Below are 25,709 nucleotides of genomic sequence, written 5' to 3'. Positions count from 1 at the left end.
CCCGAATCCCGAATCCCGAATCCCGAATCCCGAATCCCGAATCCCGAATCCCGAATCCCGAATCCCGAATCCCGAATCCCGAATCCCGAATCCCGAATCCCGAATCCCGAATCCCGAATCCCGGCTACTTCCGCGTCTTCCTCTCCCGCGGCACCGCCGGGACGAATGGCGAGATCGGGTCGCTGGCGGGGAAGGTTTCGCGCAGTGCCTTGTCGAGGTTGTCGTCGGCGTGGCGCTTGCGCTGCTTTTTTTCCTGCGGTTTTTCGTCGCTGACCGGCCGGGTGCCGGGTTGCGGCGGGTCTTTGGCGTCGCGGGCGCGGGCGGGTGTGGTCTTCATGGCGCTCTCCGGTTGGGGAACGGCGGTGCGGTTCTTATCCTGCCGCAGTTGCGGCAGCCGCGCCCGTGCCGTTGTACGGGCTGCGGGAGGACAGGTTCAGCGCGCGCAGCAGGGCGCTCCAGGCGGCCTGCTGCGATTCGCGGCGGCGGCCGGCGGCCAGTTCCTGCACGGCGTGCCAGGTCTGCAGCAGGCGCAGGAGGTGGCGGCGCCGGCGCGGTTCGACGGGTTCCTGCAGGCCGTCGCAGGCGGAGAAATAGCCGCCCAGCAGCGCTTCGCGCATCTGCGCGCGTACCGCCTGGCTGAACTCCGCGGCGGCCAGGTCGGCGCTGTCGGATTCGCGCGCGATGCTGGCGTCGGCCAGGTCCAGCGCATGCAGCAGGGCGGCTACGTCGGCCAGGCGGCAGCCGTGGCTGCTGCCGGGCAGGCGCAGCACTTCCGGCGGATCGGCAAAATCCACAAAGCAAATATCGCCGCCGACCAGCAGCACATGATCCAGGCTCAGGCGCCCGTGCACGGGCTGGGCCGGACCGGCCTGGGCCTGGCGCAGCGAATCGTCCAGGCCGCGGATGCGCCGCGCGGTGGCGGCCAGCACGTCGCGGCCAAGGCCCAGCTCGGCCGCAAGCTGGGGTGAAAGCTGACGGAAACGGCGCAAGGCGTCGACCAGCACCTGGCGCAGCCAGTCGCCGCCGAGCGGCGGTGCTGCTTGCGCATCGGATGCAAGCGCGCAGTGGAGTTCGCCCAGGCGGCGGCCGAGCAACTGCGCCAGCGGCCGGCAGGATTGCACCAGCTGGCGTTGGCGCTCGACGCCGGTGGCGCGGTATTCGTGCAGGCTGCGGCGCAGGAAATCGAGAGTCCAGTTCTGCGCATCGCCCTGGTTGGCCGGCCATTCGTGGGCCAGGGCGAAGACATCGCGCCGGCCGTCGGCCTCCAGTTCGGCCACGCCGATCAGCGGCGCGGCCAGGCCGGGCGCGCGTTCGCGCAGGCTGCGCGCCAGGCGCAGCGGTCCTAGCAGCGCGCGCAGGTCGCCCCGGGCCAGGCTGACGGCGAGCGATGCATCCAGGCGCGTGCGCTGTATGTCCGGCGCGCTGTTGCCGGCGATCAGGTCGCGGCCGCGCGGCGGCGGCAGTTCGGCGCCGGGTTCGCGGCGGAAATGCAGGCTGGCGCCGTCGCTGTTCCAGCTGGCCTGCGCCTGCCAGGCTTCGCGCCAGATCTGCAGCAGCTCGCGCGTGGCCAGCCCGTCGCCGAGTACCCCGGCGCGCGCACCGCGGCGCACGCGGGCCAGCGCCAGCGTCGGGGGATTGCTCGCATCGGCACCGCCTTCCCAGCTGATCGCCAGCGGCAGCAGGTGATTGCCGCCGCTGCTGCTGCCGTGCAGTTGCAGCAGGGCCGTATCGGCGCTGCCCGGCGCCGCCGCAAGGACGCGGCCCAGTTGCACGCTGTCGGCGTGGGTGTCGCGGCGTTGCAGCCAGGCCGGCAGCAGTTCGTTCTGCAGCCGCGCGCGGTGCACCTGAGCCAGGTCCACAGCAAGTTCGTGGCGCAGCACCAGGGTGGTGAGTTCGGGCAGCGGCTCGGGCTCGGGGACGTACCAGTCCGGCAGGCGTTCGCGCCCGGCCAGTTCCAGCGCGATGAAGCCGTACGGCGGCAAGGTCAGCAGATACGGCGTGCGGCCCACGCCGGGCAGGGCCGAGGCGCCGACGATTTCCAGCGGCACGCGGCCTTCAAATTCGGCCAGATCCAGCTCCACCGCTTGCAGGGTGCGGCCGAAGTTGGCCACGCAGAGCACGCTCACGCCCTGCCATTCGCGCAGGAAGGCCAGCACCTTGCGGTTGCGCGGATACAGGAAGCGCAATTCGCCGCGGCCGAACAGCGCGCTGTAGCGGCGCCGCACCGCGAGCACGCGGCGGGTCCAGTGCAGCAGCGAATGCGGATCGCTTTCCTGCGCCTCGACATTCACCACCTGGTAGCCGTACAGCGGATCGGTGATCGGCGGCAGCACCAGCTGCTGTGCCTCGGCGCGGGAGAAGCCGCCGTTGCGGTCCGGCGACCATTGCATGGGCGTGCGCACGCCGTCGCGGTCGCCCAGGTGCACGTTGTCGCCCATGCCGATCTCGTCGCCGTAGTACAGCACCGGCGTGCCGGGCAGGGTGAGCAGCAGCGCGGTCATCAGCTCGATGCGGCGGCGGTCGCGCTGCAGCAGCGGCGCCAGGCGCCGGCGGATGCCGAGGTTGAGCCGTGCGCGCGGGTCGGCGGCATAGGTGTCCCACAGGTAATCGCGCTCGGCGTCGGTGACCATCTCCAGGGTCAGCTCGTCGTGGTTGCGCAGGAAGATGGCCCATTGCGACAGCGGCGGTGTGGGCGGGGTCTGGCGCAGGATGTCGCTGACCGGGAAACGGTCTTCCTGGGCGATGGCCATGTACATGCGCGGCATCAGCGGGAAGTGGAAGGCCATCTGGCATTCGTCGTCGCGGCCGAAGTATTCCAGCATGTCCTCCGGCCATTGATTGGCTTCGGCCAGCAGCAGGCAGCCGGGATAATGGGCGTCGATCTCCGCGCGCAGGCGGCGCAGCACGGCATGGGTTTCCGGCAGGTTCTCGTTGCTGCTGCCTTCGCGCTCGGCCAGGTAGGCGACGGCATCCAGGCGGAAGCCGTCCAGGCCCAGGTCCAGCCAGAAGCGCGCCACGTCGAGCATGGCTTCCAGCACCAGCGGGTTGTCGAAGTTGAGATCGGGCTGGTGGGCGTAGAAGCGGTGGAAGTAGTAGCGCCCGGCCTCCGCGTCCCAGCTCCAGTTGGATTTCTCCACATCCGGAAAAATGATGCGCGTGCCGGCGTAGGCCTGGTCGCTGTCGGACCAGACGTAGAACTCGTGCTCGGGCGAGCCCCGCGGTGCGCGGCGCGCGCGCTGGAACCAGGGATGGTCGCTGGAGGTGTGGTTGAGCACGAGGTCGCCGATCACGCGCAGGCCACGCGCATGGGCCGCGTCCAGGAAGCGGCGCAGCTCCTCCAGCGTGCCGTAGTCCGCGTGCACGCCGTAATAGTCGGCCACGTCATAGCCGTCGTCGCGCCGCGGCGAGGGGTAGTAGGGCAGCAGCCACAAGGTGTCCACGCCCAGCCCGGCGATGTAGTCCAGGCGCGCGAGCAGGCCGGCGAAGTCGCCGATGCCGTCGCCGTTGCCGTCGCTGAAGGATTTGACATGGATCTGGTAGATGACCGCTTCCTTGTACCAGTCCAGTCCGTTGCGCACTGCGGGCGCTGCGCCCGCGGCGGACATCATGGGCGCACCTCGCTGCCGCCGTGCGCCGGCGCCGCCGCGCGCAATGCGGCGAGGAACTGGTCGCACCAGTGCCGCACATTGCCCTGTTCCAGCACGTGCATGGCGCGCTGCCAGCGCTGGCGGCGCTCTTCCAGCGGCATGTCCAGCGCACGGGCGATGGCGCGCGAGCAGCCTTCGATATCGTAGGGGTTGACGATCAGTGCGCTGTCGCCGAGTTCCGCCGCCGCGCCGGCAAATTCCGACAGCACCAGTACGCCGGGATCCAGCGGATCCTGGCAGGCGATGAATTCCTTGGCCACCAGGTTCATGCCGTCGCGCAGCGGCGTGACCAGGCAGACCTTGGCCAGGCGGTGGAAGCCCGCCAGTATCTGATGCGGATAGCCGCGGTTGACGTAGCGCACCGGCGTCCACGCGGGTGCGGCGTGATGGCCGTTGATGTCGCCGACCAGGCGCTGCACCTCGCGGCTGAGCTGGCGGTATTCGCCGACTTCGCGGCGCGATTCGGGCGTGACCTGCAGATAAGTGGCGCGGCCGGCCAGCTCGGGGTTGTTGCCCAGCAGATGGCGGAACGCGCGCAGGCGCTGCGGCAGGCCCTTGGAATAGTCCAGCCGGTCCACGCCGATGATCAGGCGGCTGCGGCCCAGGCTGTTGCGCAGCTGGCGCGTTTCCGGCGCGTCCTCGGCGCTCCGCGCCATTTCCGCCATGGCGGCCGGATCGATGCCGATGGGGAAGGTGCGCACGCGGGTGACCTCGCCGCCGGGCAGGCGCAGCGTATCGCCGGCGGCCACGGCGCCCAGCTCGCCGATCAGGTAGTTCTGCATGGCGCGGCTGTCGTTCGCGGTCTGCAGGCCGATCAGGTCGCAGGCGGCGAGCAGGCCGAGCATGGTGCGGTGCTGCGGCAGGGTGACCAGGGTGCGCGGTGCCGGCAGCGGCGTATGCAGGAAGAAGCCGATGCGGTTGCGCAGGCCGCGGGCACGCAGCAGCGAGGCCAGCGGCAGCAGGTGGTAGTCGTGTATCCAGATCAGGTCGTCCGGATCCGCGGCGCGGGCGACGTTGTCGGCGAAGCGTTCGTTGACCTGCAGATAGCCGTGCAGCGCGCTGCGCTCGAACGCCATCAGGTCGGTGCGGCCGTGCAGCAGCGGCCAGAGTGTACGATTGGAATATTGCGCATAGTATTCTTCGTGTTCCTGGCGCGTCAGGCTCCAGGTGCGGTATTCGATGGCGCCGGCGCGGCGCGTATGCACGGCGGTATCGCTGGAGATGCCGCCGCTCCAGCCCAGCCAGCTGCCGCCTCGGTGCTGCAGCAGCTGCAGCACCGCCTGGGCCAGGCCGCCGGCCTGGGTCGCGCCGGGCAGCAGCACGCGATTGGATACGATCAGCAATCTGCCGCCTCCCGCCGCGCCGCCGCGCAATTCGTCGATGTTGCCGGTGTCGTGGCGCACAGGAATGTCTGCATCCATCACGGGTCCTCGCTTCCTTATCCGCAGTGATGGAGCAAGTCGTATGCCATGCGGCGGCGATGGCATGGCTTCTGCAGCCCGCTGCGGGCGCTGCGGATTCCGGCGGCAACGGCTGCGGCGCTTCGTATCCAACGGACAGGGAAGCGCATGACGTCGTCTGCAATCGCAAGAAGTGCTCCATCCACCATGCTCGCACCGCCGCCTTCGCACTGGCCGGCGGCGCAGCCCTGGGCCTTGTTTCTCGATCTCGACGGCACGCTGTGCGCGTATCGCGACGATCCGGCGGAAGTCGCGCTGACGCCCGCGCAGCGCGCACTGCTGCGCCGGCTGCAGCAGCGTCTGCACGGCGCGCTGTGCGTGCTCAGCGGCCGCAGCGCGGCCGATCTCGCGCGCATCTTCGGCGATCTGCAGATTGCCCATGTGGGCGAGCACGGCGCTGCGGCGGCCGCGGCGGATGTGCTGTTCCTCGCCCAGCTCGCCCGCGTCGAAGCCGCCCTGCGCACGCTCAGCACGGACTTTCCAGGCACCTGGGTCGAACGCAAACCCAGCTCATGCGTTTTGCATTACCGGCGCGTACCGCAGCTTGCAGAATGCCTTGCGGCGCGTCTGCCTGGGCTGGATGCGTCGCTCGACCGCCTGCGCCGTCTGGACGGCGTCTGCGTCTTTGAATTCGCCGCGCGCGGCAGCGACAAGGGCAGTGCGCTGCGCGCGCAGATGCAGACCGCGCCGTTCCGCGGCCGCGTCGCTGTCGCCGTCGGCGACGACGTGACCGACGAAGACGCCTTCGCCGCAGCCAGGGCGCTGGGCGGCTTCGGCGTCGCCGTCGGCGGGCGTGCTTCGGTCCAGGCCGGATTTCATCTCGCCGACACGGCTGCGGTGCAGCGCTGGCTGCAGCAGTTGGCAGGAGATTCCGATGCGCTGGATTGAACGCGGGGTGTTCATCGTATTGGCGGCCTGCTGTTGCAGCGGCGCCGGCGCCCAGGACGCGCCGGCCGCCGAGCAGGTGCTGCATCGTGTGCCCGGGCTGGAGCGGGTCGAGGTGCGCAGCTACGGCAAGGCGCTGATCCTCGACGGCGCCGTGGTGCGCGAAGCCGACCGCGAACTGGCCGAGAAGATCGCCCAGGCCAACAGCAGCGGCGGCACCGTGGTCAACCAGATCACGGTCAGCACCAGCCTGATGGAGCGCGTGATCCCCACCTTGCGCGTAAGCGCGGAAAAGCTCTCGCGCATTCTCGGCTCGGCGCCGCTGCTGCTGGTCGCCGCGCTGGTGTTCTGGCTGTTCTGGCGCAGCGGACGATGGCTGGCGCAGCGCGCCTGGATCGGCCGCCGCGCGCGGCAGAACCCGTTCGTGGGCGAACTGCTGCGCCAGGCGATACGCCTGGTGATGGCCGTGACCGGCCTGCTGTTCGCGCTGGAAGTGCTGGATGCGATGACCCTGGCCACGGCGCTGCTGGGATCGGCCGGCGTGGCCGGCATTGCGCTGGGGTTTGCGTTCCGCGACCTGCTGGAAAACTACATCGCCGGCGTGCTGCTCAGCCTGCGCCGGCCGTTCGCGCCGGACGACATGGTATCCATCGACGGTCACCAGGGCGTGGTGGTTGGCATGAATTCCCGCGCCACCTTGCTGATGACCTACGACGGCAACCAGCTCAGCTTGCCCAATGCGCTGGTGTTCAAGTCGGTGATGATCAATTTCACCAGCAACGGCCGGCGCCGTTTCGATTTCGTGCTGGCGGTGGAGCCCAGTGCCGACGCCGCCCTGGTGCTGCGCGAAGGCCTGCAGGCGCTGCGCGCCACGCCCGATGTGCTGCCCGAGCCGGCGCCGTTCGTGCAGCTGGCCGAGATCACGCGCGAGGAAATGCGCGTGCAGTTCTTCGCCTGGGTGGACCAGCGCAGCGGCAATTTCGGCGCTGCGCGCAGCGAGGCCCTGCGCGCGGTGCGCCAGCGCCTGCACGAGCTGGGCGTGGACTTCCGGCCGCCGGCGCTGCGCCTGATCGCCGGCGATACGCCGCTGCCGCGCGCCGGGGTGGAACACCTGGGGACGCCGCCGCGCGCCGCCGCCGCGCCGTCGGTGCAAGCCGCGCCACCCGCCGATGCCGCGGCCGCCACCAATGACGCCGCGCCGCCGCAGCAGGCCGTCGCCGCGGCGGTGGCGCAGGCGCGCCGTGAGATGGGCGAGGAAGACCTGCTTAAGGAGCGCCGCAGTGGCTGAGGTGCGCACGCTGGAACGCCAGCGCGAAGCGCGCGCCCAGGCCGCGCCGCAGGCGGAGGCCTGCACGCTGCGCGCGCTGACCATCAACACGCACAAGGGCCTGGCGCCGTGGAACCGGCGTTTCATGCTGGCCGAGCTGCGCGATGCGGTGCGCACCACGGCGGCGGAGATCGTGTTCCTGCAGGAGGTCAGCGGTGCGGACAGCCGGCGCGGCCGCGGCTTCGGCGGGCCGCATTACGAATTCCTCGCCGACCAGCTCTGGCCGCAGTTCGCCTACGGCCGCAACGCCGTCTATCCGCACGGTCACCACGGCAATGCACTGCTGTCGCGCTTTCCCATCCTGCGCGAGCGCAACCACGATATCTCCATCCGCGGCCCGGAGCCGCGCGGCCTGCTGCATTGCGTGCTGGACGTGCCGCGCTGGGGCGAGGTGCACGCGATCTGCGTCCATCTGGGCCTGAGCGAGCTGCAGCGCCGGCGCCAGCTCGACCTGCTCAACGAACTGGTGCGCGGCGAGATCCCGCCCGCCGCGCCGCTGATCGTGGCCGGCGATTTCAACGACTGGCGCGGCCGCGCCGACGGGCTGCTGCGGCGCGGCGCGGAGCTGCATTCGGCGTTCGAGCGCGCCGGCGTGGCCCAGCCGCGCACCTTTCCCGCACGTCTGCCGCTGCTGCCGCTGGACCGCATCTACGTGCGCAATCTGCGCGTGCAGTCGGCCTGCGTGCTGTCGGCGCTGCCGTGGCCGCATCTGTCGGACCATCTGCCGCTGCTGGCGGAGGTGGCGCCATGAAGCCGGCCTGGCGCCAGGGTAACCGCATCCAGCTGTTCGAGAACGGCGAGGAATTCTTTCCGCACGTGTTCGCCGCTCTGGCCGGCGCGCGCACGCGCATCTACATCGAGACCTTCATCCTGGCCGACGACGAAGTCGGGCTGCAGCTGCGCGATGTGCTGGTCGCCGCGGCGGCGCGCGGGGTCGAGGTCGACGTGCTGGCCGACGGCTTCGGTTCCGAACCGCTGGGCGCGGATTACCGCGCCTGTCTTGCCGCCGCCGGCGTGCGCCTGCACATCTACGAGCCGCGGGCGCGCCTGTTCGGCATGCGCGTCAATCTGTTCCGCCGCCTGCACCGCAAGCTGGTGCTGATCGACGGCAGCCTGGCGTATATCGGCGGCATCAATTTCTGCAACGACCAGATGCTCAGCGCCGGCCCCAAGGCGCTGCATGATTACGCCGTCGCCCTGGAAGGGCCGGTGGTTGACGATATTCAGGCCTTCGCCGTGCGTTCGCTGAGTGCGGCGCATCCGCCGCCGCAGCCGCGCGAGCTGGCGCCTTCGCCCGCCGTGGGTACCGCGCGGGTTTGCTTCGTCACCCGCGACAACCACCGCCATCCCACCGATATCGAACGCGAATACCGCGCCGCGATCCGCGCCGCACACAGCGAGATCCTGATTGCCAATGCGTATTTCTTTCCCGGCTACCGCCTGCTGCGCGATCTGCGCGACGCGGCCCGGCGCGGCGTGCGCGTGAACCTGGTGGTACAGGGCAATCCGGACCTGGCCATCGTCACCGTTATCGCACGCTGGCTGTATCACTACCTGGTGCCGGCCGGGGTGCGCATCCACGAATTCCGCGAGCGGCCCATGCACGCCAAGGTGGCGGTCATAGACGGCCACTGGGCCACGGTGGGGTCGAGCAATCTGGATCCGCTCAGCCTGTCGCTGAACCTGGAGGCGAACGTGCTGATCGACGACGCGGAATTCGCCGGCCTGCTCAAGGCGCGCCTGTGCCGGCTGATCGAGGCGGGCTGCCATACGGTCACGCCGGCGCGGGTGCCGCCGCGCACGGTGTGGCGCACCTTCACCGGCCTGCTGGTTTTCCATTTCCTGCGCCATTTCCCCGAATGGGCGCGGCGTCTGCGCGCGAACCGGCCGCTGATCGTCGATGCGTCCTCGGAGCTGGACGGCCGTGCCCGGCGCTGAGTCTGCAGCGCGGCGCTGGCGCGGCTGGCTGCGGCGCGGGCTGTGGCTGGGCATGGCGCTGCTGGCCGCCTGGCTGATCTGGCATCTGCTGCACGAGACCGACTGGCCCGCGGTGCGCCGCGCCCTGGCCGCGCGCGGCAGCGGCGAGCTGCTGCTGATCGCCGCGCTGGCGCTGGCCAGTCACGCGCTGTACGGGTTGCTGGACCTGATCGGCGCGCACAGCCTGGGCCTGAAGCTGCCGCACTGGCGCACCTGGCTCACAGCGACGGCGAGCTACGCCTGCAATCTGAATCTCGGCAGCCTGGTCGGCGCGGCGGCGTTGCGCTACCGCCTGTACGGCCGCCAGGGCGTGGCCACGGCCGATGTGTCGCGGCTGATCGTGCTGAGCATGGCGTCGAACTGGCTGGGCTATCTGCTGCTGATCGCCAGCCTGCCGCTATGGGCGGCCACGCCTGCGCTGACGCGCTGGACCGGCGGCGCGCTGCCGTGGCTGAGCCTGGGCGCGGCCCTGGTCGTGGCGGGCTATCTGTACGCCTGCGCCGCGCAGCTGCGCTGGCGCCTGCGCGGCCACGTCTTCGCGTTTCCGGCCTGGCCCGCGGCCCTGGCCCAGATCGGCGTGGCCGCGCTCAACTGGGCGCTGATGGGCCTGGTGCTGCAGCACTGCCTGGGGCAGGGCCTGGGCTATGCGCCGGTGCTCAGCGCGTTGCTGGTCGCCGCGGTCGCCGGCGCGGTGACTCACGTTCCGGGCGGCTGGGGCGTGCTGGATTTCGTCATCGTCAAAAGCCTGGCCGGCGGCGCGGAACAGGGCTCGCTGCTGATCGCCGGCGTGCTGGTGTATCGCGCGGCGTATTACCTGCTGCCGCTGGCGCTGGCCAGCTTCAGTCTGCTGCGCCTGAGCTTTCCGCGCCGGGCCGTGCGCCGCGATGCATCACCGCCCGCACGCCGTGCGGGCGGTGATGCAGGGCCGGCCTGAGCGGATGGTGATGCGGGTTTGCGTCCACCAATTTGCTGCCACGAACGCGAATTGCCGGGGCGGCCTGAACGCGGCCTGCGCCTTCAAGTGTTTTCCACCGGTCCCGTTTCGGGATACGGCGCCACGCGCAGGCGGTTGTCGACCTCGCGCACCCCGCGGCAGGCGCCGGCCAGGTCTTCGGCGCGGTGCTTGAGGCGGCGCTGGGCGATGCTGCCGCTGAGCGTGACCACGCCCTCCCGCACCACGACGTCGATATTGCTGGCGTCGACATAGGGATCCTCGGCCAGGCATTCGCTGACGTCCTCGCGCACGCGCTCGTCCGAGCGCACATAGCCGCGCGGGCCGCGGCCGCGGAAATCCTCGCCGGGACGGCCGCGCGGACGCCCGTAGGCACCCGCGCCGGGCGCGCCGGCGATGGCTTCGGCGTAGCCGGCGCGGTAGTGCGGCGGGCCGCCGGCGTAGCGGCCGCGCGGGTCTTCGTCATAGACGCCGAGCTGGGCGCGCTGTTGGCGCTCGTCGGCCACGGACAGGCGGCGCTCGGCCTCGTATTCGCCATAGCCGCGATCGTGGTCGCGCGGCTGCCAGTCGTCCTCGTCGTAGCGGCCGTAGGCGCCGCGCTGTACGCCGGCATAGGCGGCGATATCGCGCGGATCGCGGCGGTCGTCCGCCGCGCGCCAGCGCAGGGAAGGATGGCGCTGGCGCTCGGCCGGGTCCGTCGCAGACGCCGGGGACTGCGTTGTCTCTCCGCGCGCGCGGGACGGATCGCCGTCGGACTGGCCGCGGCCGCGCCGGTGTTGGTCGGTGTCGTTTCGGTTCATCGGCTGCTCCTTGCGCGGCCGGTCCGGAACTGGCCGGCCACAGAGCTTCGGGAGCAAGCCATATGCCATGGACCGGCGCCTGCGGGCGCAAGCGGGCCGGGCGGGAATTCCCCGGCAGCGGCCGGTCGCATGCGGTGTCGCCATTGTGCCGCCGCGGAGCCTCGCGACTGTGCAGTCTGCCGGTGGCGGCCGGCTGTCGTTGCAGTCTGCAGGGAAGGGACGCAATTCGGGATCGGGTATTGGGGATTCGCGCCGGGCAATCAGCAGCGGGCGACTTGCGGACCAATCCCGAATCTCGAATCACCAATCCTGCAGCGCCCCGCGCCTGCGAACATCAACGGCACAAGCTCGCCGCCGCATGCCAGTCCAGTACATCCGGCGGCAGCCAGCGCGCCAGGTCCAGCTGTTCGCTGCGGTAGGCGTCCAGCACATCGGCGACGCGGCGCTGGGCTGGGCTGGCGCGGGCATCGGGGCCGCGGGCCTGCAAGTGCAGCGGGTCGAGCAGGCGGGTCCAGGCGTACAGCAGCTCGCCGGAGGCTGCCAGACGCTGGCGCAGCCAGGGCCGCAGCGGCGCATGCAGGGTGAATCCGGCTGCCGCCTGCGCCTGGGCCAGTGCGGCGAGTACGGCATAGGCGCCGCGATACCACTCCGTATGGCCGCCGGCGGCGGGATTCACGGTCAGCGGCGCCGCGGCCGAATGCTCGGCCAGGGCGCGGCCGTAACGGGTTTCCAGCGTGCGTGCCTCGCGCACGGTCTCGGTTTCCAGGGCGAAGGCCTGGTCCAGGTCGAAGAATTCGTAGAAGCGCGGATGCAGCGACTGCATGCGCGCCAGCGGATCGCGGCTGTGGCCCAGCTTGAGCAGGTCTTCGCCGTGGCAGGGCAGCACGTACAGGAAGGCCGTGGCCTGGCTGGCGGTCGAGGGCAGCGGAAACGCGGCATCGAATTCCATGGCGCGGCGATCATGGCGCGGCCGGGGGCGCGGCGCCAGGGTGCAGCAGTGATCGGCCACGGTGGCACATGCGGGCTGCTTCAGCCGCGTGCGCCGTATTGTCATGCCGTGCGGAGCGGCGCGATGTACCGCCGCTTTGACGGCCTCGGCCGTATGCAGACTTCGCGGCTGTGCCTGCGCGCGCCAGCAGGGGCTCACGTTCCAGGAAGCGGTCGACATCTTCAGGGCTGCGCCTGCATGCGCGCCATCCGCCGCCGTATCCGCTCAGCCGGTCTCGGCCGGGTTCTGCTGGTGCTTGGCCAGATGGTTGTAGATGGTCTTCACGCTGACGCCCAGCGCGCGCGCCGCCTTGGTCTTGTCGTTGCTGAAGAATTCCAGCGTTTTCATCAGCATGCGCCGCTCGATTTCCTCGAAGGTGGTGCCCACGGCGACGGTGAGCGTGCTGGGCGTCTCGTCCAGCGGCGCGGTGACGCGGATCTGGCCCAGCGGATCGGAAATCACATCGCCGCCGGCCATGATGTAGGCGCGCCCGACCACATTGCGCAGTTCGCGCACATTGCCCGGCCAGGGAAAGCGCCGCAGCTGTTCCAGCGCCGTGCCGGTGAAGGCCTTGCGCCCGCCGTGGCGTTCGTTCAGCCGTGCCAGGAACAGGTTGGCCAGCGGCGTCACGTCCTCGGGCCGCTCGCGCAGCGGCGGGATCACGATGGGAAATTCGCCCAGGCGGTAGAACAGGTCCTCGCGCAGCCTGCCGTCGGCCAGGACGCGGCTGATCGGCGTATTGGTCGCCGCGACCACGCGCGCATCCACGGCCACCTCCTGGTTGCCGCCGGTGCGGCGCAGGCGGCGGCTTTCCAGCACCTGCAGCAGATCGACCTGCAGCGGTGCCGGCAGTTCGGCGACTTCGTCCAGGAACAGCGTGCCGCCAGCGGCCTGCTCGAAGCAGCCGGCGTGGCGGCTGCCGCCGGCGTCATGCTCCTGGCCGAACAGCAGGCCGGCGAGCAGATCCGGTGCGGCCGCGCCGCAGTTGAAGGCGATGAAGGGCCCGCTGCGGCCGCTCTCGGCGTGGATGGCGCGGGCGGTCATTTCCTTGCCCACGCCGCTGTCGCCCTGGATCAGTACCGAGGCATCGGTGGGACTCACGCGGCGCAGTTGCGTGACGAGCTGGGCCGTGGCGTCCGATGCACCGACCAGGCCGTGCCAGCCGCCGTCGAGCACCGGCAGGGGCAGGGCGCGGCGCTGCGCCGCGCGTTCCAGCAGAGCCCGGTAGCGCGAGGGTTCGATCGGCTTGATCAGATAGTCCAGCAGCGAGGTGCGGCAGGCCTGCACCGCGGATTCCACCGTCGGATAGCCGGTGACCAGCACCACTTCCGTGCCGTTCTCGCTGCACGCGGGAATCAGGTCCAGGCCCGAGCCGTCGGGCAGGGACAGATCGATCATGGCCAGGTCGAAGCGCTCGCGCCGCAGCCAGGTCTCGGCCTGCTGCAGCGTGCCGGCGACGGTGATGTCGAAGGGAATGCTGCGCGCAATTTCCGCGGCGGCACGCACAAAACTGACATCGTCATCCACGATAAGCAGCGAAGGATTAGCGGAAGTTTCCATGGCAAAGCCTCTGCGCCGATATCCGGAATGACGAATGATTCACTGTCGTGATCTTAAGTTTCATCCACCCCAAATAAACAGTGAAAAACTTACAGAGACGTGTATGGGAAGGCAAATTTTCCGCACGGGACAGGCCGTGAATTGCAAACCATGTTGGCGCCGCGGGCCGTGCCTGAAAAATCGGCAGCGACGGCGCATGAATTTGGGACGCGGTGAATTTTGATGCCGCCGCGCCGCCGCGGGCCTTGCCGCAGGGAGGCACTCCCGTCGTGGACAGGCGGCCTGCGGCGGCTTCACGGGACGATGGCGCGGCCGGGTTGAAGATGCGCGTGCCGTTGAGCAGTTTTCCGGTGCGGACCGGTGCGGCACCGGCCGGATTGTATGTGTACTAGTATCTTTTTATGGAATCTTGACGCGCAGTGCGCTGGACAATACGGACAAACCAGCGGATGTTGTCGGTACACACCGGGAGTTTTGTTCAGTTGCGCGGACACGCCGCAGATATGAAGTTAGGCAGGCGTGAAGTCTTTGATAAGCGCAACGCAGAGCGCGGTTGGCACGTTCGTTGCGGTGCATTCCATGCCGTCTGTTTATTCCAACATCTTCCGCATACACGATGGGCGGCTGCAGCAGGGGGGAAGATGTTTGTGTCACCTGGAGAGAAAGCAAATGAATCGAGACGAGCAAGCAGGTTCCAACCAGCCCCTGGACAACGCTGATGCCAAGCCCCGCAGCGGTACCAGCCGGCGCGGCTTCGCCTCCATGGACGAAGGCCGTCAGCGCGCCATCGCCAGTGAAGGCGGACGCGCGGCCCACGCCCGCGGCACGGCACATGAATTCACCTCCGAAGAAGCGCGCGAGGCCGGCCGCAAGGGCGGCGAGGCGGTGAGCCAGAACCGCGAACACATGGCCGAGATCGGCCGCCGCGGCGGCGAGGCCCGCGGCAATGCGCACCGGCGCGCCCTGGCGGCGCGCGCCGCGGCGGAAGAGGAATCCAAGCGCAGCAGCCGTCCGGAACGCAGCTATTCCGACAGCAGCCGCATGGGGACCCCGGGCCGGGAATGAAGACCTGGAAGCGCGGAGCGGATCGATGTGAATTGAGCCCTCCGCGCTTTCCACCGCGGGATCACGCGCGGCCGCGCAGAATGGCAGGCCGCGTGATGCAGGATCGCCGGCGCGGGACATGATTTAGGGGTGGCATTCGAAAGGGTACGTTGCTAGAAAGGCGACTGCCGCCGGCCGCCCGGCCGCGCGGCGATCCTCCCTGCCATTGGACCATGCATGAGCAACACCCCGGAGCCGTCCGACGAACTGCGCTCGCTGCGCGCGCTGCCGCTGCTGCCTCTGCGCGCCGGCCTATGTTTCGTGGCGGCGGTCTGCGCTGTCGTGCTGATTGCATGGCTGTCCTACGATGCACTGGCAGAACGCACGACGACCTCGCTGCGCGCCCAGGCCACCCAGCAGGTGCTGGAGGAACTGCGCCAGCTGGCTTCCACGATGAAAGATGCGGAGACCGGCCAGCGCGGCTACCTGCTTACCGGCGAAGCGGATTACCTCGGCCCCTTTCTCAGCGCCAAGTCGACCCTGGGCACGCAGCTGGACACGCTGCGCAGGCTGGTCGAGGCCAGCCCCGAACAGAGCCGGCGCGCCGGCCAGGTGGCCGATCTGGTGCGGCAGAAGCTGGATGAGCTGGAACAGACCATAGCGCTGCGCCAGTCCGGCGACAGCGACGGCGCGCTGGTGCTGGTGCGCACCACGCGCGGTCGCGCCCTCATGGACCGCCTGCGCGAGCTGATCGCGCAGATGGAACAGATGGAACTGCTTACGCTGCAGCAGCGCGAGATGGAATGGAACGCCGCGTCGGAGCGCACCGTCTACGTCACCCTGGGTGGCGCGCTGCTGTTGTTCGTGCTGATTCTCTTTGCCGCCTACATGACCTCGCGCGACTACCGTCTGCGCGAGACCGAGACCTGGCTGCGCGCCGGCCTGGCTGGCTTCAACCGGCGCCTGTGGGGCGAGCAGGGCCTGCAGGCGCTGGGCGAGAACGCGCTGGCCTTCCTCGCCCGCCGGCTGGAGGCACCCATAGGCGTGGCCTACGTGGCGCCGGGCGGTAGCCGCCATGTGCCGGTGGCCGGGCATGCGCTCAGCCCCGACGGCGGCGCGGAGGTGCGCGCCGGCCAGGGGCTGGTCGGCCAGGCGATCAAGGAGGCGCGGCTGCTGCATGTGCGCGACCTGCCGCCGGGCTATCTGGCGCTGGATTCGGGCAGCGGCCGCGGCGACGTGCGCGAAGTGGTGATCCTGCCCGCCCAGGTCGACGGCGTGGTGCACGGCGCGATCGAGCTGGGTTTCCTGCGGCCGGTGCAGCCGGCGGAGCTGGAGCTGCTGCGGCGCGTGAGCGAAGCCTTCGGCGTCGCCTTGCGCACCGCCAAGGACCGTGCGCGCGTGCTCGAGCTGCTGGAAGAGACCCAGCAGCAGGCCGAGGAACTGCAGACGCAGCAGGAGGAACTGCGCGTCAGCAACGAGGAACTGGAAGAACAGAGCAATGCACTGCGCGCCTCGCGCCTGCAGCTGGAGAACCAGCAGGCCGAGCTGGAACAAAGCAATGTACAGCTGGAGGAACAGGCGCAGCAGCTGGAGCGCCAGCGCGACGAACTGGCGCGCTCGCAGATCGTGCTGATCGACAAGGCGGCGGAACTGGAGCGCAGCAACAGCTACAAGAGCGAGTTCCTGGCCAACATGAGCCACGAGCTGCGTACGCCGCTGAATTCCACCCTGATCCTGGCCAAGCTGCTGGAGGACAACAAGAGCGGCAACCTGACCGAGGAACAGATCAAGTTCGCCCAGACCATTTCCTCCGCCGGGCGCGACCTGCTCGCCATCATCAACGACGTGCTGGACCTGGCCAAGATCGAATCCGGCCGGGTCGAGATCAGCCGCGAGAAAACCAGCATCGCCGCCACCACCGATGCGCTGGTGCGTACCCTGCGGCCGCTGGCGCAGGAAAAAGGCCTGCGCCTGCTGTGCGAGATCGAGCCCGGCGTGCCGGCGGAATTCCAAACCGATCCGCTGCGCCTGGGCCAGATCCTGCGCAACCTGCTGTCCAACGCGCTGAAATTCACCGACCGCGGCGAAGTGGCCCTGCGCGTGTCCAGCGACAGCGAAGCGCGCATCGACTTCGCCGTGCACGACACCGGCATCGGCATCGCCGAAGCGCAGCAGGAAGTGATCTTCGAGGCCTTCCGCCAGGCCGATGGCAGCATGCACCGCAAGTACGGCGGCACCGGCCTGGGCCTGTCCATCTCGCGCGATCTGGCGCGCCTGCTTGGCGGCAACATCACCTTGCGCAGCCGGCCGGGGCAGGGCAGCGTGTTCACCCTCAGCCTGCCGCTTACCGGCGCGGCCGAACCCGCCGAGCGCGTGCCGGGCACGCCCACGCTGCGCCGCGCCGTGCGCGACAGCGCGCCGCCGGCTGCCGCGGCCATCGACGACGACCGCGTGCGCCTGTCCGGCGACGGCCGCTGCGTGCTCGTGATCGAGGACGACGTCGCCTTCGCCACGATCCTGCGCGACGTGGCCCACGAGATGGGCTTCGCCTGCGTGGTCGCCCACGACGGCGGCGACGGGCTGGCCTGCGCCGCGCGCCACCTGCCGCTGGCGATACTGCTGGACATCAACCTGCCGGACCAGTCCGGCCTGGGCGTACTGGACCAGCTCAAGCGCGATCCGCGCACGCGGCATATCCCGGTGCACGTGATCTCGGTCGCCGACTACGCCCAGCAGGCGCTGGAGCGCGGCGCCTTCGGCTACGCGGTCAAGCCGGTGCTGCGTGCGCAGCTGGTCGAGGCCCTGCGCCAGATGGAGGCCAAGAGCGCCAGCCGCATCCGCAGCGTGCTGGTGGTCGAGGACAACGTGGTGCAGCTGGAAAGCGTGCGCCGGCTGCTGGGCGCCGACGATGTGACCATCGTCGGCGTGGATTCGGCCCAGGGCGCGCTGGCGGCGCTGCAATCGTCCACCTTCGACTGCATGGTGCTGGACCTCAACCTGCCCGACATGAGCGGCTTCGACCTGCTGCAGCAGATGGCGGCGAGCGAGGACGTGGCCTTCCCGCCGGTCATCGTCTACACCGGCCGCGCCCTGGGCCGCGACGAGGAACAGGCGCTGCGGCGCTTCTCCAAGTCCATCATCATCAAGGACGCACGCTCGCCCGAACGCCTGCTGGACGAGGTCACCCTGTTCCTGCACCAGATGGAATCCAGCCTGCCGCCGGACCAGCAGCGCATGCTCAAGGCCGCACGCGACCGCGATACCGTGCTGGAGGGCCGCCGCATCCTGGTGGTGGAGGACGACGTGCGCAATATCTTCGCCGTCTCCAGCGTGCTGGAGCCCAAGGGCGCCCGCATCGAGATCGCGCGCAACGGGCGCGAGGCGCTGGAGGCGCTGCAGCGCGCCGAGCAATCCGCCGACCAGGCCATAGACCTGGTGCTCATGGACATCATGATGCCGGAGATGGACGGCTTTACCGCGATGCGCCGCATCCGCGAGCAGCCGCAGTGGCGCAAGCTGCCCATCATCGCGCTGACCGCCAAGGCGATGAAGGACGATCATGAGAAGTGCCTCGCCGCCGGCGCCAGCGACTACATCGCCAAGCCGCTGGACGTGGACAAGCTGGTGTCGCTGGTGCGGGTGTGGATGCCGCGATGAAGGGCGAGGGCGACGACGGCGCGGTCGGCGATATCGAGCTGAACCTGCTGGTGGAGGCGATCTACCACACCTACCACTACGATTTCCGCGGCTATGCGCGCGCCTCGCTGCGCCGGCGCCTGAAAGCGGCGCTGCATCACTTCGGCTGCGCCACGCTGTCGCAGCTGCAGAGCCGCGTGCTGCACGAGGCGGCGGTGTTCGGGGAACTGCTGGAATACCTCACCGTGCAGGTCAGCGAGATGTTCCGCGATCCGGGCTATTTCCTCGCCCTGCGCGAGAAAGTGGTGCCGCTGCTGCGCACCTATCCCTCGCTGAAGATCTGGGTCGCCGGCTGCAGCACTGGCGAGGAAGCCTATTCCATGGCCATCCTGCTGCGCGAGGAAGGCCTGCTCGAACGCAGCCTGATCTATGCCACCGACATCAACCCGAACGCCCTGCGCAAGGCCGAGGCCGGGATCTACGATGCGGCCAAGGTGCCGGAATACACCGAGAACCACCGCCGTTCCGGCGGGCGTTCCTCGCTGTCGGACTATTACTCCGCCGCCTACGGCCGGGCGATCCTGGACAAGAGCCTGCGCCGCAACATTGTGTTCTCCGACCACAGCCTGGCCACCGACAGCGTGTTCGCCGAAGTGCAGCTGGTGTCCTGCCGCAATGTGCTGATCTATTTCGACCGCGCGCTGCAGAGCCGCGCCCTGGACCTGTTCCACGAAGCGCTATGCCGCAAGGGGTTTCTCGGCATAGGCCTGCGCGAGTCGCTGCGCTTCTCCAGCCACGCCGATGCTTTCGTCGAAGTCGCGCGCGAGGACCGCATCTACCAGAAGGTGGACCGGGCATGAGCGGCCTCACGCTGCCTGCGGCGATCGAGGCCGTGGTGATAGGCGCATCCAGCGGCGGGGTGGAAGCGCTCAGGCGCCTGCTGCCGGCGCTGCCGGCGGGCCTGGCCGCCAGCGTGTTCGTGGTGCTGCACCTGCCGCGCGGGCGCGGCAGCCTGCTGGCCGAGATCTTCGGCCGCGTCTGCGCGCTGCCCGTGCGCGAGGTGCTGGACAAGGATCCAGTGCTGCCCGGCACGGTCTATGTAGCGCCGCCCAACTATCACCTGCTGCTCGACAGCGGACCGCAGCTGGCCCTGTCCATGGACGAGCCGGTGGAATATTCGCGTCCGTCGATTACCGTGCTGTTTGAGTCCGCCGCCGCGCTGTATGGCCCGCGCCTGCTCGCGGTGATCCTCACCGGCGCCGGCGCCGACGGCGCCGAAGGCCTGGCCGCGGTGCAGCGCGCCGGCGGCTGCTGCGTGGTGCAGCTGCCGGCGGACGCGAGCGTGCCGCAGATGCCGGCATCCGCCTTGCAGCGCACCAGCGCCGATTTCGTACTGACCCTGGAAGACATCATGAGCCTGTTCCGGCAACTGCCGCGGAGTTCCGCATGAACCTGGCCGAAGCGCCGCGCGAGCAGGAGACTGTCAAATGCCTGCTGGTGGATGATCTGGAGGAAAACCTGCTCGCCCTGTCGGCCCTGCTGCAGGGGCCCGGCGTGGAACTGCTGCTGGCGCGCAGCGGCGCGCAGGCGCTGGAGCTGCTGCTGGTCCACGACGTAGCCCTGGCTCTGCTCGATGTGCAGATGCCGGAGATGGACGGCTTCGAGCTGGCCGAACTCATGCGCGGCAGCGAACGCACCCGCCACGTGCCCATCATTTTCCTCACCGCCGGCCTGTCCGATGCGCGCCGCCAGTTCCGCGGCTACGGCTCCGGCGCGGTGGATTTCCTGCACAAGCCGATCGAGCCCTACGTGCTGCGCAGCAAGGCCGAGGTGTTCTTCCAGCTGTACCGGCAGAAGCGCCAGCTGGCCTACGAGCTGGAACAGCGCACGCGCACGCTGCAGCTCAACGAGATGTTCGTCGCGGTGCTGGGGCACGACCTGCGCAATCCGCTCAGCGCGATGATCTTCGCCGGCTCGGTGCTGCAGCGCTCAGCCGATCCGTCCACGCGCAACAGCGCCGAGCTGATCGTGTCCACCGGCTGGCGCATGAACCGCATGATCGCTGATTTGCTGGATCTGGCGCGGGCGCGCCTGGCCGGCGGCATCGCCATCAATCCGGAAGAGGCCGATCTGGAAATCATCGCCCGCCGCCTGCAGGCCGACCGCGAGCAGCTCAAGCCGGTCTGTGCGCTGGAATTGCACTGCACCGGCAGCCTGCGCGGCTGCTGGGACAGCGACCGCCTGGAGCAGGTGCTGAACAACCTGATCGGCAACGCGGTGGAACACGGCGAGGCCGGCGCCCCCATACAGCTGCATCTGGACGGTTCCGCGCCCGAGCATATCGGCATCCGCGTCAGCAACGCCGGCAGCATCGCCGAGGACGTGCTGGGCAGCCTGTTCACGCCGTTCCGCGGCGGCCGCCTGCGCAGCCGGGGCGAAGGGCTGGGGCTGGGCCTGTACATCGTCAAGCAGATCGTCGACGCCCACGGCGGCGAGATCCGCGCCTACAACGAGGACGGCCGCAGCGTGTTCGCGCTGCAGCTGCCGCGCACGGCGCCGCGGCGCTGAGGCGTTGAGGCGCTGAGGCTGGGTCGCCGGCGTGGGTTTCGCCGTGCCGGTAGCGGCGGCCGGTACGGATATGGTCTGACGCATTGCGGAATGCGCGATGGCGCAGGCGCGCTTCGTGCAGCCGGGAAAAGCGGCCGGCGGACAGTACCGCTGCGCTCAGGCCGCAGCCGCGCCGCGCACGCGATAACCGTCGCGGCCGGCGGATTTGGCCTCGTACAGCGCGGCGTCGGCGCGTTCCAGCAGTTGGGCCGGGCTGAGATCGGCCTCGTTCATGGTGACGGCGACGCCGACGCTGGTGCTCACCGCCAGGGTGAGGTCGTTGGGCAGCAGGAACGGCTTGCGCATGGCCGCGACGATCTTGGCCGCGGCGGCCGAGGCGTACTGCGGCCGGCGCATGCCTTCGATGATGATGGTGAATTCGTCGCCGCCCAGGCGGCAGACCACGTCGGACGGCCGCAGCACCGCGAGCAGGCGCTGGGCGAAGGTCTTGAGCACGGCATCGCCGACGGCATGGCCGTGGCTGTCGTTGATCTGCTTGAAGCGGTCGATGTCCAGGTACATCACCACCAGCAGCGAGCGCTGGTCGCGGCTGCGCGCCAGGGCGCGTTCCAGCCGCACCAGGAAGCCGGCGCGGTTGGTCAGGCCGGTCAGGCTGTCGCGCTCGGCCGCCTGTATCCAGCGCCGTTCCTCGATCTTCTGCCGCGTGATGTCCTGCGCCATCACATGCAGGCCCAGCACCTGGCGGCCGTCGTCGTCCCACTGCGGGATGTAGGTGATCTGCAGGCAGGTGTATCCGCCGTCGCGTTCTTCCTCGTCCTCGAACACCACGTGCTGGCCGCGCAGGCCGGCTTCGATGAACGGCAGGCGGCGCTGGTAGGCGGCGTCGCCCAGCACGCTGCGGGCATGCCGGCCGACGATGCGGCCGCGGCCGCCGCCGTAGGTGTGCTCGTAGGCGCTGTTGACGAACTGGAAGCGCTGCGCGGCATCGACGTAGGCGATCATGGCCGGCAGCGCGTCGGCGATGGTGCGCAGGCGCTGTTCGTTGCGGCGCAGCTGTTCCTCGACCATGTGCCGCGCGGTCACATCCTCGATGCTGCCGGCGTAGCCGGTGATTTCGCCCTCGACCACCAGCGGCGCGGCCTGCAGCGAGACCCACACGGTCTGGCCCGTATCCGGCCGGTAGCGGTGGCGCGACTGGAAGCGCGTCCGCGCTGCCACGGCTTCGCGCCACTGCGCCGCGACGCGGTCGCGGTCGTCCGCGTGCAGCGCGCGCAGCCAGCCCTGGCCCAGCGCCTCGTCGCTGCGCAGGCCGGTCATGCGTTCAAAGGCGCGGTTGACATAGGTGTAGCGGCCCTGCGGATCGGCGCGGAACAGGCCCAGCGGCGAGCCGTCGTTGACCGCCTCCAGCTCGGCCTGCTGCTGGCGCAGGCGGTGTTCGTAGACGCGGTATTCGGTCACGTCCAGCGCATGCCCCATGACGAAGCGGTTGCCGGCCTCGTCCTGCAGCACGCGGTTGTTGTATTCCCAGATGCGCTGTTCGCCGTCGCGGTGCAGCACGTAGAACAGGCCCGAGTCCGCCTCCTGGCGCGCGATGCGCTGGAGGTACTCGCGGAAATGCGCATGCAGCGATGGCGGGATGACGTTGTACATGGACTGGCCGACCAGGTCGGCCACGCGGTAGCCCAGCGCATTGGCCGCGGCCGGATTGACCGACAGCAGCAGGCCGTCCAGATCGTGAGTGCAGATCAGGCCCAGGCTCTGCTCGAACAGATCGCGGAAGCGCCGCTCGCTGGCCTCCAGCGAGTGCATGGCGCGGCGCTGGGCGGTGACATCGCGCGCCAGCACCAGGCGCGCGCTGCGGCCGGCGAAATGCAGCGGCTGCGAGCTGATCTCCACATTGAGCAGGCGCCCGTCGGCGGCACGGTGGCGCCACAGACCCGCGTCGACCGGGCCCGGCGGCAGCGCCTGCAGGTGCTGGCGCAGCGCGGCGTGGTCTTCGGCCGGACGGATGTCGTACAGGGTGAGGGCCAGGAACGCGGCGCGGCTATAGCCATAGGTTTCCAGCGCGGCGTCGTTGACCGCGAGGAAGCGCAGCGTGGCCAGGTCGTAGACCCACATCGGCAGCGGCGCGCGCTCGAACACGCCACGCAGGTCGTCGTGGCGCCGGCGCAGGGCTGCGTGGCTGGCATGCACGGCCATAGCCTGGGCCATGGCGTGCTGCAGCTGCAGGCTGTCGGCGCCGGGCAGGGCGAGGCAGGCGCTGGCGCCGGCCTCGATCCAGGCCGCCGTGCGCTGCGGATCGTCGCTGGGATCCAGCGCGACCCAGGCGGCGCCGGGCGCGAGCAGAGCCAGTTCGGCATAGGCGGTTTCGGCGGGATCGGTGGCTTCCACCAAAAGCAGGTCGCAGGAAATCGCCGGCAGCGCCCGCAGCGCGCTGGCCAGATCGCCCAGCGGCGAGGCGCGCAGGCCGTCGATGCCGCGCAGCAGGCCGGTCAGCGCCCGCAGCGTGGCGGCGCCGCCGATCAGGCCTATGTCCATGCCAGCGTTCATCGGTAGGCGTATCCGTGGCGCTGTCGCGTGTTCCTGGTTTGGAAGTTTCGCGCGGGAATCCGAACTGCACGATCCGCAGTGCCGGGCGCCGGTCCGCAGCGGCGCCGGCACACCGTACTGGTCGGATTCTAGCAACGAAAATATGCGCCGCTGCGCTTCTTCACGCGGGGTTTACGCTGTTGCCGCGGCGCGCGGCGCAAGATGGAAATTGCACCATTTAGCCATTGCCCGGCGCGGCGGCGTCCAGGCCGTCGCGGAAGATGGCATCGCGCACGGGAGCGGCGGCCTTGCGCCAGATGTCGTAATCCTGGCTTGCCGCCGGACTGCGGCCCCAGTACAGCTGCACCGTGCCGGCGGAGTCGCCGACCAGGGGATGCGGCTCCACGTCCAGCGCATCGGGGCTTTGCACCTGGGGCCAGGGCGCCTCGTAGGTTGTGCCGTCGCCGGAGCGGCGCGAGAACACATCGAACGGACCGCCGTCGACCGCGGCGATGTAGAACACGACGAAGGCGCCGTCGGGCATCAGTACCGGCAGGGAATCGTGGCTGTCGGCGCCGTCGGCGAGCAGGTCGGGCGCGGCCGGCCAGTTGCGCAGGTCGGTAGTGGTCTTGCTGTACAGGGTCAGCGGCGACGGGCCGACCTGGTAGGTGGCGAGGTAGCGTCCGTCGGACGGCCGGAACGCGATGCGCGGCAGCAGGCCGTCGGCGGCGATCACGGTCTTCTGCTGGTCCCAGCTCAGGCCGTTGTCGCCGGACTGGGCCACGTAGCTGCCGCCGCTGAGGCGCTGGTAGCTCAGGGTCAAGGTGCCGTCGGGATGGCGGATCACGTGCGGATTGACTTCACCGCCGCTGGCCCAGCCCAGGTTGAGCGCGCCCTGTTCGGCAAAGCTCTGGCCGTCAGCCGAAGTGGCGCGGTACAGCCGGTAGCTGGACGTCGCGCCGGTACCCTTGAGATAGAACAGCACGAAGCTGCCGTCGCCGAGCTGGAGCAGGGCCGGATGGCGTTCGTTCGCGCTGCTGCCGATCACCGGCGCGGGCGCGCTCCAGCTGGCGCCGTCATCCGTGGAGCGGCTCAGCCACAGGTCGCCGCTGAAGCTGGCGTTGAGCCGCTCGAAGGCCAGCAGCAGGCTGCCGTCGGCAGCGCGCAGTATGGCCGGCTGATAGTCGTGGCCGGCGCCGCTGGTGACGGCCTGCGCGGCGTGCAGCGCCGGGGCGATCAGCAGCAGAAAGGAGAAGAGGGCAGGGATGGACCGCACGGAGAGCCTCGTTGGGAGCGTTGGAATCTCTGCGTACGTAAAAGCGTGCGGCTGAACACTATCGCCCGCAGACAAGAACTACTCCTCATGTAAGGTCGCGGCCTGCGCCACCCAGGCCGCGTGCCGGATCCCGCGGCCGTGCGGTGCAGTCCAGTTCTTTCGCAGGAATGCGCCGTCCGGCGGCCAGAGGCGCGCGTTGCGCTGGTCCTGCCGGCGCTGGGCCTGCTGCGGATCGTGCTGTACGACGGCCTGCACGGCGCGCACCGCAATCCGCTGGACGCAACGCAAATGCTGCGCAGCGGCGACGCGCCGCCGACCGGCGGAGCGCCAAGCCGCGCCGCGTGGCCGCCGGCCCGATACGGAGCGGCGACGGCGTTCGGGCGCTTCCCGCCGCGCTTGTGCCGCCGGTGCACGCAACGCGGCCGGCGGCCGCATTGCGGGCGCCGCCGCCGCGGGGCACGGGCCCGAAAGAGTTTCGGCTCAACTGGCCGGACAAGGCCCGCCCGCATCGCTCCATGTTTTGAACTTTGCGACAAATTCCGCATGCGGCACCGGCACCGGCGCGCGGTTGCCGCCGGGGTTCCAGCCCCACAGCACCAGCTTGTCCTCGCTGACGTGCTTGAGCAGGGCGGCGAAGTCGCGGCCGCCGTTTTCCTGCTTGTCCTGGATCATCTTGCACAGGGCCGGCGCGGACAGGTCCTTGGTCACCATGCGTTTCTCCGGCGGCGGCAGGGCCCAGTGCGGAGCGCCCGGCGGTGCATTGGGGCCGTAGCTTTCCGGCGGATTGGCTTCGCCGTGGCAGCTGGAGCAGGGCAGGCCCGGCGCGCCGTGGCCGGCGGGGCCGCGCACCACGCCCATCTGGTGCGGCAGGCCGGCATCGAACTGCAGCGGTGCGTCGCCGGGGATATGGCAGTTCTGGCAGCGCAGATGCTGGAATACCTGCTGCACCGTGGCGAAGGCGGCGACGGCGGCCTGGGTCTGGGCGGCATCGGGACTGTTGCTGCTGCTGCCGCAGGCGGCGAGCAGCAGGCAGAGCAGGACGGCAAGGACATTGTGCATG

General features: G+C 69.8%; 18 protein-coding genes and 1 pseudogene. 10 read left to right on the top strand and 9 right to left on the bottom strand.

The features are described 5' to 3' along the window. Window positions 1-124: 124 nt before the first annotated feature. The 3 genes and pseudogenes from NM961_RS12840 to NM961_RS12830 form a co-directional block, all read right to left on the bottom strand. Window positions 125-337, bottom strand: coding sequence for a hypothetical protein (locus tag NM961_RS12840; protein ID WP_255914785.1), 213 nt, complete (start codon window positions 335-337; stop codon window positions 125-127). A gap of 1,210 nt (window positions 338-1,547) precedes the next feature. Next, window positions 1,548-3,608, bottom strand: a pseudogene (gene treS / locus NM961_RS24380) (maltose alpha-D-glucosyltransferase); the annotation flags it as partial. Further along, window positions 3,605-5,068, bottom strand: a complete 1,464-nt coding sequence (locus NM961_RS12830; protein ID WP_255914783.1) for an alpha,alpha-trehalose-phosphate synthase (UDP-forming) — start codon at window positions 5,066-5,068, stop codon at window positions 3,605-3,607. The pseudogene treS and the gene NM961_RS12830, both read right to left, overlap by 4 nt. A gap of 147 nt (window positions 5,069-5,215) precedes the next feature. On the opposite strand from NM961_RS12830, the gene otsB reads away from it, so the two are divergent. The 5 genes from otsB to NM961_RS12805 are packed head-to-tail and all read left to right on the top strand — an operon-like array spanning window position 5,216 to window position 10,230. Beyond that, window positions 5,216-5,995: a trehalose-phosphatase gene (gene otsB / locus NM961_RS12825; protein ID WP_255914782.1), complete on the top strand. Its 780-nt coding sequence runs from the start codon at window positions 5,216-5,218 to the stop codon at window positions 5,993-5,995. After that, complete coding sequence (locus NM961_RS12820) at window positions 5,982-7,280, top strand: mechanosensitive ion channel family protein (RefSeq protein WP_255914781.1); 1,299 nt, start codon at window positions 5,982-5,984, stop codon at window positions 7,278-7,280. Before otsB ends, NM961_RS12820 begins: the two co-directional genes overlap by 14 nt. Continuing rightward, the gene (locus tag NM961_RS12815) at window positions 7,273-8,070 is read left to right on the top strand and encodes an endonuclease/exonuclease/phosphatase family protein (protein ID WP_343231918.1); all 798 of its coding nucleotides are present in this window, start codon (window positions 7,273-7,275) and stop codon (window positions 8,068-8,070) included. The genes NM961_RS12820 and NM961_RS12815 overlap by 8 nt, the downstream gene beginning before the upstream one ends. Beyond that, window positions 8,067-9,257, top strand: coding sequence for a cardiolipin synthase ClsB (gene clsB / locus NM961_RS12810; protein ID WP_255914780.1), 1,191 nt, complete (start codon window positions 8,067-8,069; stop codon window positions 9,255-9,257). The genes NM961_RS12815 and clsB overlap by 4 nt, the downstream gene beginning before the upstream one ends. Further along, window positions 9,244-10,230 (top strand): putative bifunctional lysylphosphatidylglycerol flippase/synthetase, encoded by a 987-nt coding sequence (locus NM961_RS12805; protein WP_255914779.1) that lies wholly within the window; start codon window positions 9,244-9,246, stop codon window positions 10,228-10,230. The genes clsB and NM961_RS12805 overlap by 14 nt, the downstream gene beginning before the upstream one ends. Before the next feature lie 83 nt (window positions 10,231-10,313). Here the strand turns inward: NM961_RS12805 and NM961_RS12800 are convergent, their stop codons facing one another. The 3 genes from NM961_RS12800 to NM961_RS12790 all read right to left on the bottom strand — a co-directional run bounded on the left by NM961_RS12800 (window position 10,314) and on the right by NM961_RS12790 (window position 13,596). Beyond that, window positions 10,314-11,048, bottom strand: a complete 735-nt coding sequence (locus NM961_RS12800) for a BON domain-containing protein (RefSeq protein ID WP_255914778.1) — start codon at window positions 11,046-11,048, stop codon at window positions 10,314-10,316. Window positions 11,049-11,382: 334 nt separating this feature from the next. Beyond that, complete coding sequence (locus NM961_RS12795; protein WP_255914777.1) at window positions 11,383-11,997, bottom strand: GIY-YIG nuclease family protein; 615 nt, start codon at window positions 11,995-11,997, stop codon at window positions 11,383-11,385. Between the two features lie 264 nt (window positions 11,998-12,261). Then, window positions 12,262-13,596, bottom strand: coding sequence for a sigma-54-dependent transcriptional regulator (locus tag NM961_RS12790; protein WP_255914776.1), 1,335 nt, complete (start codon window positions 13,594-13,596; stop codon window positions 12,262-12,264). A 762-nt stretch (window positions 13,597-14,358) separates the two neighbouring features. Here NM961_RS12790 and NM961_RS12785 point away from each other — a divergent pair. The 5 genes from NM961_RS12785 to NM961_RS12765 all read left to right on the top strand — a co-directional run bounded on the left by NM961_RS12785 (window position 14,359) and on the right by NM961_RS12765 (window position 20,844). Next, complete coding sequence (locus NM961_RS12785) at window positions 14,359-14,661, top strand: KGG domain-containing protein (protein WP_255914789.1); 303 nt, start codon at window positions 14,359-14,361, stop codon at window positions 14,659-14,661. Window positions 14,662-14,877: 216 nt separating this feature from the next. Next, window positions 14,878-18,297 (top strand): response regulator, encoded by a 3,420-nt coding sequence (locus NM961_RS12780; RefSeq protein ID WP_255914775.1) that lies wholly within the window; start codon window positions 14,878-14,880, stop codon window positions 18,295-18,297. Further along, window positions 18,294-19,136 carry a CheR family methyltransferase gene (locus NM961_RS12775; RefSeq protein ID WP_255914788.1) on the top strand — a complete coding sequence of 281 codons (843 nt, stop codon included), beginning with the start codon at window positions 18,294-18,296 and terminating at the stop codon, window positions 19,134-19,136. The genes NM961_RS12780 and NM961_RS12775 overlap by 4 nt, the downstream gene beginning before the upstream one ends. Beyond that, a complete protein-coding gene (locus NM961_RS12770; RefSeq protein WP_255914774.1) occupies window positions 19,133-19,726 on the top strand; it encodes a chemotaxis protein CheB in 594 nt (197 codons plus the stop codon). The genes NM961_RS12775 and NM961_RS12770 overlap by 4 nt, the downstream gene beginning before the upstream one ends. Continuing rightward, entirely contained in the window at window positions 19,723-20,844 is a 1,122-nt protein-coding gene (locus tag NM961_RS12765) for a hybrid sensor histidine kinase/response regulator (protein WP_255914773.1), read from the top strand. The genes NM961_RS12770 and NM961_RS12765 overlap by 4 nt, the downstream gene beginning before the upstream one ends. A gap of 156 nt (window positions 20,845-21,000) precedes the next feature. Here the strand turns inward: NM961_RS12765 and NM961_RS12760 are convergent, their stop codons facing one another. The 3 genes from NM961_RS12760 to NM961_RS12750 all read right to left on the bottom strand — a co-directional run bounded on the left by NM961_RS12760 (window position 21,001) and on the right by NM961_RS12750 (window position 25,708). Beyond that, window positions 21,001-23,394 (bottom strand): PAS domain S-box protein, encoded by a 2,394-nt coding sequence (locus NM961_RS12760; protein WP_255914772.1) that lies wholly within the window; start codon window positions 23,392-23,394, stop codon window positions 21,001-21,003. A 217-nt stretch (window positions 23,395-23,611) separates the two neighbouring features. Beyond that, window positions 23,612-24,649, bottom strand: a complete 1,038-nt coding sequence (locus tag NM961_RS12755) for a sialidase family protein (protein WP_255914771.1) — start codon at window positions 24,647-24,649, stop codon at window positions 23,612-23,614. A 480-nt stretch (window positions 24,650-25,129) separates the two neighbouring features. Further along, window positions 25,130-25,708: a hypothetical protein gene (locus tag NM961_RS12750; protein WP_255914770.1), complete on the bottom strand. Its 579-nt coding sequence runs from the start codon at window positions 25,706-25,708 to the stop codon at window positions 25,130-25,132. Window position 25,709: the final 1 nt, after the last annotated feature.

Source organism: Tahibacter harae (assembly GCF_024437735.1).
GTDB classification, from domain to species: Bacteria; Pseudomonadota; Gammaproteobacteria; order Xanthomonadales; family Rhodanobacteraceae; genus Tahibacter; species Tahibacter harae.
This window is presented reverse-complemented; position numbering and strand designations above follow the sequence as displayed.